This is a genomic window from Streptomyces sp. NPDC057694 (assembly GCF_042799415.1).
Taxonomy (GTDB): domain Bacteria; phylum Actinomycetota; class Actinomycetes; order Streptomycetales; family Streptomycetaceae; genus Streptomyces.
In genome coordinates, this window is the sequence record NZ_JBHVIX010000004.1 from 131,558 (window position 1) to 145,673 (window position 14,116).

General features: G+C 71.9%; 12 protein-coding genes and 1 pseudogene. 5 read left to right on the forward strand and 8 right to left on the reverse strand.

What is annotated here, in order from left to right:
• Positions 1 to 17 precede the first annotated feature (17 nt).
• The 5 genes and pseudogenes from ACFVDP_RS12780 to ACFVDP_RS12800 form a co-directional block, all read right to left on the reverse strand.
• A complete protein-coding gene (locus ACFVDP_RS12780; protein WP_383487684.1) occupies positions 18 to 626 on the reverse strand; it encodes a hypothetical protein in 609 nt (202 codons plus the stop codon).
• A 209-nt stretch (positions 627 to 835) separates the two neighbouring features.
• Positions 836 to 999: pseudogene (locus ACFVDP_RS12785) on the reverse strand (nitrate ABC transporter substrate-binding protein); the annotation flags it as partial.
• 71 nt (positions 1,000 to 1,070) lie between these two features.
• A complete protein-coding gene (locus ACFVDP_RS12790) occupies positions 1,071 to 2,516 on the reverse strand; it encodes a glyceraldehyde-3-phosphate dehydrogenase (RefSeq protein WP_383487687.1) in 1,446 nt (481 codons plus the stop codon).
• Between the two features lie 27 nt (positions 2,517 to 2,543).
• Complete coding sequence (locus ACFVDP_RS12795; RefSeq protein ID WP_383488529.1) at positions 2,544 to 3,740, reverse strand: GDSL-type esterase/lipase family protein; 1,197 nt, start codon at positions 3,738 to 3,740, stop codon at positions 2,544 to 2,546.
• Between the two features lie 32 nt (positions 3,741 to 3,772).
• Positions 3,773 to 4,348, reverse strand: a complete 576-nt coding sequence (locus ACFVDP_RS12800; protein ID WP_383488532.1) for a TetR/AcrR family transcriptional regulator — start codon at positions 4,346 to 4,348, stop codon at positions 3,773 to 3,775.
• Positions 4,349 to 4,433: 85 nt separating this feature from the next.
• On the opposite strand from ACFVDP_RS12800, the gene ACFVDP_RS12805 reads away from it, so the two are divergent.
• Positions 4,434 to 4,928, forward strand: coding sequence for an FBP domain-containing protein (locus tag ACFVDP_RS12805; protein WP_383487689.1), 495 nt, complete (start codon positions 4,434 to 4,436; stop codon positions 4,926 to 4,928).
• A 37-nt stretch (positions 4,929 to 4,965) separates the two neighbouring features.
• Here the strand turns inward: ACFVDP_RS12805 and ACFVDP_RS12810 are convergent, their stop codons facing one another.
• Both ACFVDP_RS12810 and ACFVDP_RS12815 read right to left on the reverse strand, forming a co-directional pair.
• Positions 4,966 to 6,657, reverse strand: coding sequence for a tetratricopeptide repeat protein (locus ACFVDP_RS12810; RefSeq protein WP_383487692.1), 1,692 nt, complete (start codon positions 6,655 to 6,657; stop codon positions 4,966 to 4,968).
• Positions 6,658 to 6,779: 122 nt separating this feature from the next.
• Positions 6,780 to 7,397, reverse strand: coding sequence for a TetR/AcrR family transcriptional regulator (locus ACFVDP_RS12815; RefSeq protein WP_383487693.1), 618 nt, complete (start codon positions 7,395 to 7,397; stop codon positions 6,780 to 6,782).
• A gap of 160 nt (positions 7,398 to 7,557) precedes the next feature.
• On the opposite strand from ACFVDP_RS12815, the gene ACFVDP_RS12820 reads away from it, so the two are divergent.
• The 3 genes from ACFVDP_RS12820 to ACFVDP_RS12830 all read left to right on the forward strand — a co-directional run bounded on the left by ACFVDP_RS12820 (position 7,558) and on the right by ACFVDP_RS12830 (position 11,381).
• Entirely contained in the window at positions 7,558 to 8,208 is a 651-nt protein-coding gene (locus ACFVDP_RS12820) for a CatB-related O-acetyltransferase (protein ID WP_383487695.1), read from the forward strand.
• Between the two features lie 328 nt (positions 8,209 to 8,536).
• On the forward strand, positions 8,537 to 9,844 hold the full coding sequence (locus ACFVDP_RS12825; RefSeq protein ID WP_383488535.1) for an amino acid permease: 1,308 nt from the start codon (positions 8,537 to 8,539) through the stop codon (positions 9,842 to 9,844).
• A gap of 256 nt (positions 9,845 to 10,100) precedes the next feature.
• Positions 10,101 to 11,381, forward strand: a complete 1,281-nt coding sequence (locus ACFVDP_RS12830) for a YeeE/YedE family protein (RefSeq protein WP_383487698.1) — start codon at positions 10,101 to 10,103, stop codon at positions 11,379 to 11,381.
• Between the two features lie 19 nt (positions 11,382 to 11,400).
• Here ACFVDP_RS12830 and ACFVDP_RS12835 read toward each other — a convergent pair whose 3' ends face one another.
• Entirely contained in the window at positions 11,401 to 11,994 is a 594-nt protein-coding gene (locus ACFVDP_RS12835) for a uridine kinase (RefSeq protein WP_383487700.1), read from the reverse strand.
• A gap of 198 nt (positions 11,995 to 12,192) precedes the next feature.
• Between ACFVDP_RS12835 and ACFVDP_RS12840 the strand changes: the two genes are divergently transcribed.
• On the forward strand, positions 12,193 to 14,115 hold the full coding sequence (locus tag ACFVDP_RS12840; protein ID WP_383488538.1) for an NAD-binding protein: 1,923 nt from the start codon (positions 12,193 to 12,195) through the stop codon (positions 14,113 to 14,115).
• The last annotated feature ends 1 nt before the right edge of the window (position 14,116 follow it).

Genomic DNA, 14,116 nt, shown 5'->3' on the forward strand with positions numbered 1-14,116 from the left:
CCCGTGGGTGATGCGTTCTATGCGGGCTGGATCCTGTTGGCATTGCAGGTATGCGAGCGGTTTTGGGGGCCGCGTGGGCGGGCGAAGCGATAGGGGGCGAGCCCTGCCCGCTGTGCGGCGAGCAGGAGCGTGGAGGCGAACGGCCAGACGATGACGGCGACGCCAAGGGGCGGGCCGGTCACGACGCTTCCCAGAGAGTTCGGGGGATTCCCCCGGTGCCCGTGGCTCGCCGAGGTCTGCTCGGCCGATCCCACCCGGGCTGCGCGCGACACGCGGCGATGCCCCGCCCACCCGGCAGCTCGAAGACTCGCGCCGGTGTCTGCCGGTCGTGGCGATGGCGAACTCGAACAAGGCGGCGGCGTACCGCTCACGGCGCTCGGCTGGGTCGGCGGGCGCAGACGGCGTGACTGCTTCGGCGCGGGCGCGGCGGAGCAGTGGAGCATGCCCGCGGTGCCCGGGTAGCCCTTGGCGAGCTCGGCCTCGGCGTAGCCGACGGCGTCCTCTGCGTGGCCGCAGGGGCAGGTGAAGTCGGCGGCGGCGAGGGACTTGGCCTTCGCGTTGTCGAGGCGGACCCGGATTCCGTAGCCGACGTGCGGGTTGCCGATCGTCGGCCCGAGCCCGGTCATGCGGCCAGCGCCTGCTCGTACCGCTCGATGGGCTCGCCCGTGATGGCCTCGACGAGCGGGCGGACGACGGCCTCGGAGCCGAGCAGTTGACCCACATCGTTCACGAGGGATGGTGGGTGCCGAACTGGCCCGGGGCGAGCCAGCGCACCGACCAGAACCGCTGGAGCCGCAGGTCTTCGTGACCTGCGGCTCTAGTGGTTACTTACACGGATATTCGAGAATCCGAACTGGAACTGACCGCTGACGACACCCGGCACGATCGCCGCACCGCCCTGCGCCGTGGTCATCCACAGGATTCGGAGCCGCAGGCCGCCGCGGCGGCGAGCAGAACCACGGCGGCCAGTGCGGTGAACGTGCGGTGCGTGCGGCGCATGAGAACCCCCGGGTGCTCAGCCGTCCCACTGATGCCACAGCGTGCGCGGCGCGTCACCTCGCGCCGGGCAGTCAGGCGACGGGGGCCGGGAACGTCGGGTACTCGACTCCGGACACGTGCTGGACGACGCGGATCACCTGGCACGAGTAGCCGAACTCGTTGTCGTACCAGAGGTAGAGGATCGCGTTGTCGCCGTCGACCTTGGTGGCGCCGGCGTCGACGATCGACGCGTGGCGCGAGCCGATGAAGTCGCTGGAGACCGCGTCGGGCGAGTCGGTGAAGTCGATCTGCCGCTTGAGCGGCGAGGTCAGCGACACACCGCGCAGGTATTCGAGGACGTCCTCACGGGTCGTCTCGCGGCCCAGGCGCAGGCTGAGGATGGCGATGGAGACATCCGGGACGGGGACGCGGATGGAGCTGCCGGTGATGGGTGCCTTGAGGTCGGGCAGCGCCTTGGCGACGGCGGAGGCGGCGCCGGTCTCGGTGATGACCATGTTGAGCGGCGCGGAGCGGCCGCGGCGGTCGGCCTTGTGGTAATTGTCCAGCAGGTTCTGGTCGTTGGTGAACGAGTGGACGGTCTCGACGTGCCCGCGCAGCACCCCGTACTCCTCGGCCATCGCCTTCAGCGGCGGCACGATGGCGTTGGTGGTGCAGGAGGCGCAGGACAGGATCTGCTCGTCCGGCTTGATCGTGTCGTGGTTGACGCCGTGCACGATGTTCGGGACGTCACCCTTGCCGGGCGCGGTGAGGACGACCTTGTCGATGCCGGGGCGCAGGTGCGTGGACAGGCCCTCGCGGTCGCGCCACTTGCCGGTGTTGTCGATGAGGATCGCGTTGTTGATGCCGTACGCGGTGTAGTCGATCTCGGACGGATCGTTGGCGTAGATCACCTTGATCGCGTTGCCGTTGGCGACGATGGTGCTGTTCGCCTCGTCGACCGTGATCGTGCCCTGGAACGGGCCGTGGATCGAGTCGCGGCGCAGCAGCGAGGCGCGCTTGACCAGGTCGGACTCGCCGCCGCCGCGGACCACGACGGCGCGCAGGCGAAGGCCGTTGCCAGAGCCGGACTTCTCGATGAGCAGGCGGGCGACGAGGCGGCCGATGCGGCCGAAGCCGTAGAGGACGACGTCGCGGCCCGCGCCCGGCTCGATGCTGCCGGTGCCGATGGCGCCGGCCACGGCCTCGGCGGTGAACTCCTCGACGCTCAGGCCGCGTTCGTCGCTCTGGTAGGTGGCGGCGAGCATGCCGAGGTCGATCTGGGAGGGCCCCAGGTCGAGGGCGGACAGGGCGCGCAGGAACGGCATGGTCTCGGCGACCGAGAGCTCTGCGCCGGCTATCTGCCGGGCGAATCGGTGGGTCTTGAGAATGCTCACCACCGACTTGTTCACCAAGGAGCGGCTGTGCAGCAGGACGTTCACGTCCCGCTCGCGGTGCAGCTTCCCGATGATCGGGATCATCGCCTCCGCGGTCTCCTCGCGGTGCTTCCAATTGGTGAACGAGTCGTCGTTGACAGTCACGATCATCTCTTTCGAGCTAGATGGCGCTCATATGCTAACCCGCCCGCTCAGAGCGCCGAGCCCCAGGTCGGCGAAGCGCTCGCCGATGCGCCGGTGGGTGGCCGCGTCGGGGTGGATGTCGTCCGGCAGGGGCAGCTCGGCGTGGTCGGCCTCGCCGTAGAGCTCCAGGCCGTCCAAGTAGTGAAGGTGCGGGTCGTCGGCCGCACGCTGCTCGACGATCCGGGCCAGCTCGGCGCGGATGGTGCGCAGGGTGAGCTTTCCCAGGGGAACCTCGGCGGGGTCGCCCATCGCCTTGAAGGTGACACGGCCGTCGGCGGGGTCGCCGAAATCGGGCGCGCTGGGCCCCGGGGTGTCCTCGTGGACCGGGCACAGGATCGGCGAGACGACGAGCAGCGGGGTGTCCGGATGCCCCTCGCGGATCGTGTCGAGGAAGCCGTGCACGGCGGGGGTGAAGGCGCGCATGCGCATCGCGTCGGCGTTGACGATGTTGATGCCGAGCTTGACGCTGATCAGGTCGGCGGGGGTGTCCCGCATCGCCCGCGCGGTGAACGGGTCGAGCAGCGCGCTGCCGCCGAAGCCCAGGTTGATCAGCTCGACGTCGCCGAGGGACGCGGCGAGCGCGGGCCAGGTGGCGGAGGGACTCGCGGCGTCGGAGCCGTGGCTGATGGAGCTGCCGTGGTGCAGCCAGACGGGGCGGTCCGGCGCGGGTGTGGGCTCGACGGGGGCGTCGGCGCGCAGGGCGACGAGTTCGGTGGTCTCGTTGTGCGGCAGCCAGATCTCGACGTTCTTCACGGTGTCGGGGAGATCGGTGAAGCGCAGCGTGCCGGACTTCCCGGGCGTGTGCTCGAAGGTGCCGGCGGTCATGTCGATGGTGAGCGTGTGCCCGCCGTTCACGCTGCCCTGCCCGGCGAGCCGGCCGTCGACGAAGAGGTCGTACAGGCCCTCGGGGCGCGGTGGGACGCCCGCGTAGACGCGCTTGGTGGGCAGCGTGTCCAGCTCGAGGGTGGTGGCGCGGGTGCGGAGGGCGACGCGGACGCCCGACGGCTGGGACTCGGCCATGGCGAGCTGTCCGTCGGTGTTCTGGGCGCGGGCCCAGGCGGGCAGCCGGTGCGGCAGCAGGCCGAGCGGGGTGCGCTCGACGTCGAGGGCGCCGCGCAGCAGCTCGGGGGTGAGCGGGACAGTGGCCAAAGGGCTGCTCGTGGAGCTGTTCTCGGAGTTGCTCATGGGGTCGGGAATGGGGTCGGTCATGGGGTCGCTCATTTCTTCTCCTCGGGCCAGTTGCGCAGCAGGGCGTCGAGCGCGTCCAGGGTTCGTGTCCAGGTCACGTCGGAGTCGGGGGCGCTGTGGCTGAAGCCGCCGCTCATCTCCAGGCTCACGTAGCCGTGGAAGACGCTGCCGAGCAGGCGGACCGCGTGCGTCTGGTCGGGTTCCGTCAGGTCGTAGCCGCGCAGCAGGGCGCGCATCATCTGGGAGTGCCGCACTCCGGCGCTGGCGACGGCGGTCTCCGGGTCGAGGCGGAACTGGGCGGCGGTGTACCGGCCCGGATGCTCGCGGGCGTAGTCCCGGAACACGTTCGCCAGAGCGGTCAGGGCGTCCTTGCCCGACCGGCCCGCGAGCGCGTCGGCGGCCCGGTCGGCGAGCTCCTGGAGGGCGATCAGCGCGATCCGGGTCTTGAGGTCGTGCGAGTTCCTCACATGCGAGTACAGGCTCGCGACCTTGACGTCGAAGCGCCGGGCGAGCGCCGACACGGTCACCTGCTCGAAGCCGACCTCGTCGGCCAGCTCGGCCCCGGCCTGTGCCAGCCGTTCCGCGTTGAGCCCCGCACGCACCATAGCCATCCTTCCGAAACCATTAGCCCGCTCGACCACAACCATTATGCATTTGCCTAAAACCTTTAGGCAACTTAGCCTCATGTGTATGAAGCCTTTGACCGAGACAGACATCCGCGGCGCCTTCGTGAACTGCAGCAAGGGCGAGGCGAAGCGCCTGTCCGTGCCGCGCGATCTGGCGGACCAGCGGTGGGAGGACCTCGACTTCTTCGGCTGGCGCGACCCGCAGGCGCCGGACCGCGCCTATCTGGTGGCGGAGATCGACGGCCGCCCGCAGGGCGTCACCCTGCGCGGCGCCCAGTCGGCGATGTCGTGGCAGACGCGGCGCAGCATGTGCTCGCTGTGCGTCACGACGCACACCGGCGGGGTCGCCCTGCTGGTCGCGCCGAAGGCGGGCAAGGCCGGGAAGCAGGGCGACTCGGTGGGTGCCTACATGTGCAGCGACCTGGCCTGCTCGCTCTACGTGCGCGGCTTGAAGGACGCGGGCGCCGGTGCGCGCATGCACGAGACCCTGACGACGGAGGAGAAGATCGAGCGGACCGTGGCGAACGTCGCGGGGTTCATCGCGAAGGTGACCGCCTGATCAGCCCTCCCCCAGCGAGCCCTCCCCGAGCACCTGATCAGCCCTCCCCCGAGCAGCAGTCGGTCACGGCCGTCGTGCGGCAGAAGCACGACGCCTCGACCGGTACGTCGGCCAGCGCGGCCGCGATCGTCAACTGCTGTGCCACGATGCGCGCTTCGCTGTCCCGTCCGAGGCGTACCAGGCATTCGTGGAGGCCGTGCAGCGCCCACACGTTGCCGGGGTGCTGCAGGGCGCGCGGCACGGTGTCGTCGAGTCCCAGGTCGGCGCGGTAGACGGCCTCGGCCTCCGCGACCCGGTCCTGTTCGAGCAGGAGCGCTCCGAGGGCGTGCCGGGTCGGCTGCATCCAGCCCCAGGGTTCGTCGTAGGGCAGGGTGTCGTCCAGTTCGACGGAGCGCCGCAGTGCGGCGAACGCCCCCTCGAAGTCCCCTGCGCGGTAGGCGAGTTCGCCGTCGAGCATCTGCGCGGCGATCGCCAGGATGTCGGCGCAGGTGTTGTTGAACAGCATCCGGGTGTCGGGGACCTGGGTGACTGCGGCGCGGAAGAGATCCCGCTCGGTCCCGGCCCGGTCCACGTGGCCAGTGGCCGCGAGGGCGACGCCGCGTGCGTAGTGCAGCATGGCGGTGGTCACGCAGTACAGCTTCGGATCGCCGGGCAGCGGCAGTTCGAGCAGCTCGGTCCAGCGGCCGAAGCGGACGAGGGCGTGCACCCGCATCGCGAGGAACCCTTCGAGCCAGTCCGCCATCGGCGGGCTCTGTACGCGCAACAGCTCCTCGGGGACGGCCTCTTCGAGCCGCCGCACCGTGTCCATCGCGTCCTGTCGGCGGCCGAGGAACATCGCGCCGTAGAGCTTGAAGTGGAGATTGTGGCACCGGTAGAGGGTGTAGAAGTTCAACTCCCCTGCCCTGGCTCGGTACTTCTCGTCGGCCGCGATCGCCGCCGTGTTGTCGCTGAGCACTCGCCGGTAGTCGCCGCACAGGACTTCCAGGTGCGAGGGCATGTGCTCCAGATGCCCCGCGTCGGGCACCAGGCCGCGCAGCCGGTCACCGGCCGGCAGGGCCGCCTCGGGGGTCGGGGACATCTCCATCAGATGGATGTACGCGTGCAGCAGCCCCGGGTGGTACGCCCCCGCCTCACCGGTCATGGCCCGCTCGATGACCTCGCGCGCCTCGACGGTGCGGGCGCCGGGGGCCGGCTGTCCGGAGCGGATGTCCCACAGCTGCCAGGGGGTGAGGTTCATGAGCGCATCGGCGTACAGGGCGGCCACGTCGAGGTCGTCAGGAGCGAGCCGGTGCACGGCGCGCATACGGTCGGCGTACGCCGTGTTCCAGACGGCGCATTCCTCGGCGGAGGCGGCGACGGCCTGCGGATAACGGGCCCGCAGCGCCTCGATCAACTCCCTCTCGACCGGGCCGACTTCACTGTCCTCGGCCTTGGCGAGAGCGCGCTGCACGGCGGCGTGCGTCCGCTCGACGGTCTCGGCCAGTTCGTGGGCGTCGAAGAACTCCCAGGGCTTGTTGTAGTTGGGGCCGAGGGCATAGGCCAGGCCCCACTCGGCCATGGCGCACCGGGGGTCGGCCGCGGCGGCCGCCTCGAAGCAGCGGGCCGCCTCCTCGTGGTTGAAGGCGTACGTCCAGTTGAGGCCGCGGTCGAACCAGGTCTGCGCCGCGGTGGAGGTCGTGGTCACGGGACGCGTGTGATGGCCGAGGTCGAAGTAGTCCTGGTGGTCCATGTGCGGCGCTCCTCGTCACGGTCGGGGGCTTTCGCCCATGCCCCTGTCCTACCGGGACGGCCCGCGCGCGTGCCAGCCCGCCGTACGACCTCACGGACCGTGGGATTGACGACCCACTCCCCCTACATCTGGCGTCCCTGCGCGAACACCCCGGCCCGCGCCGCCGCCACGGCTCCGGCCGCCGCTCGCTCCGGCAGCTCCGGGTCGGGGTCGGAGCGCAGGAGCAGCAGCTCGTGGTAGACGGGCGCGGTGGCGGCGACCAACAGCCGCCTGGCGTCCGTACGTTCGGGGAGTTCACCGCGGCGCACGGCCCGGTCGACGATGTCCGCGCAGCGCGTGTACCGGTCCTCCCAGAGCTGCCGCTGGGCGCGGGCCGCCGGTGCGGAGCGGAACGAGGCGGCGACGAGCGCCTCCATGAGCGAGGGGCGCACTGTCAGCGCGTCCTGGATCTCCCGGTTGAGGGCCACGAGGTCGCCGTGGAGCGAGCCGGTGTCGGGGGACCGCCAGTCGTCCTCGCCCGCCGCGTCCAGCACATCGGCGAGCAGGCCGCCGATGTCCCGCCAGCGGCGGTGGACCGTGGTGCGGTGCACCCCCGCACGGGCCGCGACGCCTTCCACGGTGAGGCCGTCGTAGCCGCGCTCGGCGAGTTCGGCGCGAACGGCGTCGAGCACCTGGGCGCGCACGCGGGTCGTCCGACCGCCCGGTCTACGGGTGGGTGGCTGAACTTCGTCGTCCGTCATAGGAGTTGAGGATCCCCTCTGCCCTGGAATGTCCCGTGGAATGCCCCCTGGGATGCCCCGGGAAAGCGCGTTGCCGAGCGGCAGCCGACGTGACACGATCTTAATGCATCACCTGTAGCGATAGCGCACAGTCGTCCCGCCGGAAGGAATCCGTCACCGCATGCCCCTCACTCCCGCCGACCCGACCGTGCTGCACCCGATGCCGGGCCAGCCCCGCGTGGTGCAGCTCAAGCCGCTGGTCACCTCACCCCTGATCGAGGTCGGCGACTTCTCGTACTACGACGACCCGGACGACGCGACCGCGTTCGAGACCCGCAATGTGCTGTACCACTACGGCCCCGAGAGGCTGGTCATCGGCAAGTTCTGTGCGCTCGGCACCGGGGTGCGGTTCCTGATGAACGGGGCCAACCACCGCATGGACGGCCCCTCGACGTTCCCGTTCCCCACCCTGGGCGGCTCATGGTCGGACCACTTCGACCTGCTCACCGGGCTGCCCGGCCGCGGCGACACGGTGGTCGGCAACGACGTCTGGTTCGGGTACGGCTCGACGGTCATGCCCGGCGTCCGGATCGGGCACGGCGCGATCATCGCGGCGGGCGCCGTGGTCACCTCGGACGTGCCCGACTACGGGATCGCGGGCGGCAACCCGGCCCGCCTGATCCGCACCCGCTACACCCCGGACGAGGTCGCCCGGCTGCTCTCGGTGGCCTGGTGGGACTGGCCCCTGGATCACCTCACCGAACACGTCCGGACGGTCATGTCGGGCACCGTGGACGAGCTGGAGGCCGCCGCTCCGCACGCCGGGGCATGAGCCCGGCGCGTGCGGGTAGCAGGGTCCACTGAGGTCGTCCCGGCACTGCCCGTGATCATGGTGTCCGCATACCGAACACCGAGTTTCGGTCACCGGTTGGTGCCCGCATACTGGGCCGACTTCGTCTCACATCACGGACCAGCCGACCCGCCACGGGCCGCCCCACGGACCGCATCCGCGGACCGACGGCCCCGGTAAGCGCAGAACAGGTACGACCTTGACCAGCACCCCCACATCCGTCGCCGACCGGCGCCCGGACTCCACCCAGGCTCCCGATCCGGCGGCGGAGACCGGGCTCTCGCACGGGCTCAAGCAGCGCCATCTCTCCATGATCGCCCTCGGCGGGGTGATCGGCGCCGGCCTCTTCGTGGGCTCCGGCGCGGGCATCGCCGCCGCGGGCCCCGCCGTCGTGCTGCTGTTCGCCGCGGCGGGCGCGGTCGTCATGCTGATCATGCGGATGCTCGGCGAGATGTCGGCGGCCCGTCCGGCCACCGGCTCCTTCTCCGTGCACGCGGAGAAGGAACTCGGCGCCTGGGCCGGGGCCACCTCCGGCTGGACCTACTGGACGATGCTCTGCTGCGGTGTGGCGGCGGAGGCGACGGCGGCCGGGCAGATCATGCACGGCTGGGTGCCGTTCCTGCCCGCGTACGGCTGGGTCGCCGTCTTCATGGCGTTCTTCTGCGCGAGCAACCTCCTCGCCGTGCGCAACTTCGGCGAGTTCGAGTTCGTCTTCTCCGCGCTGAAGGTCACCGCGATCTGCGCCTTCCTGGTGCTCGGCGTGCTCGGCATCTGCGGTGTCTTCGGCGACGCCCCCGGCACCTCGAACCTCACCGGCGACGGCGGCTTCTTCCCCACCGGCAGCGCCGGACTGATCGCGGGTCTGCTGACGGCCGTGTTCGCGTACGGCGGTCTGGAGACCGTCACCATCGCCGCCGCCGAGTCCGACAAGCCCCGCGAGAACGTGGCCCGCGCCGTGCGCACCGCGGTCTGGCGCATCGCCCTCTTCTACGTCGGCTCCATGGCCCTGGTCGTCGTCCTGGTCCCCTGGGACAAGCCGTCCGTCGCCACCGACGGCCCGTACGTCACCGTCCTCGACCAGCTCGGGATCCCGGCCGCGGGCACGATCATGCAGGCCGTCATCCTGGTCGCCCTGCTGTCCGCGATGAACGCCAACATCTACGGTTCGTCGCGCATGGCGTACTCGCTGGTGAGCCGGGGCCTCGGTCCGCGCCTCATCGGCACGGTGAACCGCGGTGTCCCGATGGCCGCGGTCCTCGCCTCCTGCGCCTTCGGCTTCTTCGCGGTCTTCGCCGGTATCTGGTGGCCGGACACCGTCTTCACCTGGCTGATGAACACCACCGGTGTCGCCGTCCTCGTCGGCTGGGTCTTCATCTGCCTCACCCAGCTGCGGATGCGCCGCCGTCTGGAGCGCGAGTCGCCCGAGCTGCTGACCGTACGCATGTGGGGCTTCCCGTACCTGACCTGGGTCGCCCTGCTGGCGATCGTCGGCGTGTTCGTCGCGATGGCCACCACCGACAGCGGCCGCGACCAGCTGTACGTCTCCGCGGTCCTGGTCGGCGCGCTGGCCCTGGGCGGATACGTCAAGCAGCGCAAGGATCTGCGGGCGACCGCCTGATCCGTGCCGTGCAGTGGAAAGGGGCGTCCCGCCGAGCGGGCCGCCCCTTCCGTCATATGAGACGGGATTCTCACTTTCCACCGCGGTCCTTAGAGTGGCGCACATGTTCGGACCCGCCCGTCAGCTGGCTCTCGCGCTCTTCGCGGCAACGCCGTGGAGCGTCGACGACGCGCTCTGTCGCCGCTGACGCCCTGCCGCGCCGTGCGCGCGGTCCTCTCTGGTCCGACCTCTCTTCCTCCCCTTCCCGGAGTCCCTCTTGACCACCGCTCCCGTGGCCGGGGCGCCGCCCCGTGCCGGCCTGCTCTCCCCCGCTCCCACCTCCGCTCCGGCGCCAGACGCCGAGGCGGCCCCGCCGGTGCGGCGGGTGCCGCTCGCCGTGGCCGGGGTCGTCGGCGCCGCGCTCATCGCGTACGTCTTCGCCCGGCACGGAGCCAAGCCGGGCGTACTGCTGCTGCTCGGCATCGGGCTCGGCTTCGCCCTGTTCCACTCCCGGTTCGGCTTCACCTCCGCCTGGCGGCAGCTGGTGGCCGTCGGCAACGGCGCGGGGCTGCGGGCCCACACCCTGCTCCTCGGCACCACCGCGACCCTCTTCGCGCTGATCATCGGCACCGGCAGCGGGCTGTTCGGCTCGGTGCCCGCGCCCAGCGCGGGGCCGATCGGTGTCGGCCTGCTGATCGGCGCGTTCCTCTTCGCGGTCGGCATGCAGCTGGGCGGCGCCTGCGCCTCCGGCACCCTGTTCGCCGTCGGTTCGGGCCAGAGCACGATCGTGCTCACGCTCTTCGGCTTCATCACGGGATCGACCCTGGCCGCCTGGCAGTTCGGGCTCTGGAGCGATCTGCCGGCGTTCGACCCGTACGTGCTGTCCGACCATGTCGGCTGGTTCGGTTCCTGGGCGCTGACGATCGTGGCGCTGGCCGCGGTCTGGTTCGTCGCGCGCGCCGTGCAGGCCCGCCGCAATCCGCCGCCGATCGGCACGCCGCCGTCCGCGCGCGGCACGCTCGCCCGCACGGTGCGGGGTTCCTGGCCGCTCGCCGCGGGCGCCGTCGTGCTGGCCCTGCTCGGCGCCGGAGTGCTGCTCGTGTCGGGCGGCGCCTGGGGCATCACCAGCGCGTTCGCGCTGTGGGGTTCGAAGCTGGCCGGGGTGCTCGGCGCCTCCCCGGAGAGCTGGGCGTTCTGGCAGCAGCCGGGCAGCTCCGCCCAGTTGGCGGGTCCGGTGCTCGCCGACAAGAACAGCCTCACCGACATCGGCATCATGGTCGGCGCCGCCGTCGCCGCGGCGGCCGGCGGTGTCTGGCAGCTGCACCGGGGCATCCCCGCCCGCACGGCGCTCGCGGCGGTCATCGGCGGTGTCCTCATGGGCATCGGCGCGCGCCTTGCGGGCGGCTGCAACATCGGCGCCTACCTCGCCGGGATCGCGTCGGGCTCGCTGCACGGCTGGCTCTGGGGCGGCATCGCCCTCGTCGGCACCTGGGCCGGGCTGCGCCTTCGCCCGCTGTTCGGCCTCGGCAACCCCAAGCCGGCCGACAGCGTCTGCTGACGGCCGCCGCGCCGGGTCGTCAGTACCCGGCGACGACGAGGTCGGCGCGCTCGCGCGGCCGCGTGGTGGCCGTGTAGTGCTCCTCGGCCTCCCGCCAGCGGGCCTCCCAGTCGAGGGGTCCGTGGTCGTGGCCGCGCTCGCGCAGCCGCCGCATGGACTCCTCGGGCGGGGTGTCGACGTACACCAGCAGGTCGTAGAAACCAGCAAGTTCGGGGCGGGCCGTGTAGACGCCCTCGACCACGACGATGCCCGAACGGGCAACGGTGTGCGTCTCCCCGGCGGCGAGCGCGCCGCTTCCCCAGTCGTAGCGGCCGTACCGCGCGACGCGGCCCGAGGCGAGCGGGAACAGCACCTCGTCGCGCAGCCGCTGCCAGTCGAAGTAGCGGTCGCTTCCCTCCGCGGGGGTGAGCGCGGCACGTTCTGCCTGGTCCATCGGCCGGTAGAAGTCGTCTCCGTGGACGACGGCGGCGTCGCACCGCTCGGCGAGAGCGGCGGCCAGGGTCGACTTGCCCGAGCCCCCCAGGCCTTCGAGGGCGACGAGCGCGAACCCGTGGCGGGTGCGGGAGGGCAGGGCAGCGGCCACGTGGTCGGCGGCTGTCCGGATCATCGTCATGACAGGTCATCGTGACCGATCGGGCGCGCACAGGGAAGGGTTCGGGCGGCGGGTCCTCGCCAAACGTAGCCCTGCTGTCCCTCCAGCCGGTTGACTGATCCCATGAACACGGTGCCCCACCAGCCTCCCGCTCCCCCACCGTCCACACAGAACGCGCAGCCCCCGCAGAGTTCGGCGGCCCCGCAGTCCCGGGGCCACATGATCGTGTGCGGTGACGACGCGCTGGCCGAGCGGCTCGCCGCCGAACTGCGCGCGCTGTACGGGGAGCAGGTCACCGTGGTCGTCCCCGGCGCTCCGGGCGACGGCGCCGGACGCGTCGCCCCCGCTGCCCGGGCCCGTGCCTCCGCGCTGCTGGCGCGGATGCAGTCGGTGCTGGGCCGAGCGCCCGATCCGGACGAACCGGCGGCGCCGCCGCGCGTGCAGCAGGCGGCCGTGCTCGACGAACAGGCCTTCGCGGACGCGGGCGTGACCGAGGCGCGGGCGCTGGCGCTCGTGCACGACGACGACGAGATCAACATCAGGGCCGCGCTGGTCGCCCGCCGCCTCAACCCGCAACTGCGGCTGGTGATCCGGCTCTACAACCGCAGCCTGGGCCGCCATCTCGCCGACCTCCTCGACCAGGCCGCGGCCCTGGCCACACCCGGTCTCGCCCCGGGGTCCGTGGACAACTCGACCACGGTGCTGTCCGACGCCGACACGGCCGCACCGGCGCTCGCGGCCAGTGCCGTCGCGGGGACCAGCAAGATCGTGCAGGCCGACGGGCTGCTGCTGCGCGCCGTCGAGCGCAATCCGCCGGGCCCGGGCCAGGTGTCCGCGCCGGGCCTCGCGACCCTCGCCCTGCTGTCGGCGACCACCAACGACCCGGCGGGATCGGAGGGTTCGGACTCCGACGGACGGGACGGGCCGCGGCTCCTGCCCGGCGACGACGACGTGGCCGCGGCGACCGGGCGCGGCACCGTCGTCCTGGAGACGATCACGCCGGCCGAGCGCACCGCGCAGAGCTGGTCGTCGGCCGGCCGCGGGATGCCGTTCGGCTCGTTCTTCTCCAAGCGGCTGCGCTGGTCGCTGTTCGGCCTGACGGCCAGCGTGCTCGGCATGGCGATCGCCACCTGGGCCACCGGCGACATGCATCCGCTGCGCGCCGGCTATCTCACTCTGCTCGACCTGTTCGCCATCGACGACCCGGCCATCGGCGAGCCGACGGCCCGCAAGGTCCTCCAACTCCTGACCGGGCTCGCGGGGTTGCTGCTGCTGCCGGTGCTGCTCGCCGCCGTCCTGGAGGCCCTGGGCACGTTCCGTACCTCCGCCGCGCTGCGCCGTCCGCCCCGCGGTCTGTCCGGGCACATCGTGCTGCTCGGCCTCGGCAAGGTGGGCACACGAGTGCTGTCCCGGCTCGGGGAACTCGACATCCCCGTGGTGTGCGTGGAGGCGGACCCGGAGGCGCGGGGGATTCCGCTGGCCCGCAGTATGCGGGTGCCCACGGTGATCGGTGACGCGGCGTCGGACGGGGTCCTGGAGGCGGCCAAGGTCCATCGCGCGGCCGCTCTGCTCGCCCTGACCAGCGTCGACACGACGAACCTTGAGGCGGCGCTGTCCGCCCGCGCGCTCAAGCCCGATCTGCGGGTGGTGCTGCGCCTGTACGACGACGCGTTCGCCGCCGCCGTCTACCGCACCCTGCGTGCCGCGCACCCGCGCGCCCTGACCCGCAGCCGCAGCGTGTCCACGCTGGCCGCACCCGCCTTCGCCGGGGCCATGATGGGACGTCAGATCCTGGGCGCCATCCCGGTGGAGCGGAGTGTGCTGCTGTTCGCCGTCCTGGAGGTGGCGGGGTATCCGCAGCTGGAGGGCCGCACCATCGCCGAGTCGTTCCGCCCCGGGCACTGGCGGGTGGTCGCGCTGGACGCCACGGAGCCGGCCGAGCGCCGCCCCGATCTGTCCGCGGGCCCGGAGGACGACGAGAGCGCGCCCCGCCCCACCGGCCTGGTGTGGAACCTGCATCCCGGGCATGTGCTCGATCCGCGGGACCGTGTCGTCCTCGCCGCGACCCGGCAGGGCCTGGCCGAACTCCTCGGCCGCGGCCCCGCCCCGCAGCGGTCCGCGGACCGCGCGGATCAGACGTGAT

Coding starts and splice junctions, on each gene's coding strand:
- ACFVDP_RS12780 (WP_383487684.1), bottom strand. CDS start 626: ATGACCGGGCTCGGGCCGACGATCGGCAACCCGCACGTCGGCTACGGA.
- ACFVDP_RS12795 (WP_383488529.1), bottom strand. CDS start 3,740: ATGAGCAACTCCGAGAACAGCTCCACGAGCAGCCCTTTGGCCACTGTC.
- ACFVDP_RS12800 (WP_383488532.1), bottom strand. CDS start 4,348: ATGGTGCGTGCGGGGCTCAACGCGGAACGGCTGGCACAGGCCGGGGCC.
- ACFVDP_RS12805 (WP_383487689.1), top strand. CDS start 4,434: ATGAAGCCTTTGACCGAGACAGACATCCGCGGCGCCTTCGTGAACTGC.
- ACFVDP_RS12810 (WP_383487692.1), bottom strand. CDS start 6,657: ATGGACCACCAGGACTACTTCGACCTCGGCCATCACACGCGTCCCGTG.
- ACFVDP_RS12815 (WP_383487693.1), bottom strand. CDS start 7,397: ATGACGGACGACGAAGTTCAGCCACCCACCCGTAGACCGGGCGGTCGG.
- ACFVDP_RS12820 (WP_383487695.1), top strand. CDS start 7,558: ATGCCCCTCACTCCCGCCGACCCGACCGTGCTGCACCCGATGCCGGGC.
- ACFVDP_RS12825 (WP_383488535.1), top strand. CDS start 8,537: ATGATCGCCCTCGGCGGGGTGATCGGCGCCGGCCTCTTCGTGGGCTCC.
- ACFVDP_RS12835 (WP_383487700.1), bottom strand. CDS start 11,994: ATGACGATGATCCGGACAGCCGCCGACCACGTGGCCGCTGCCCTGCCC.
- ACFVDP_RS12840 (WP_383488538.1), top strand. CDS start 12,193: ATGATCGTGTGCGGTGACGACGCGCTGGCCGAGCGGCTCGCCGCCGAA.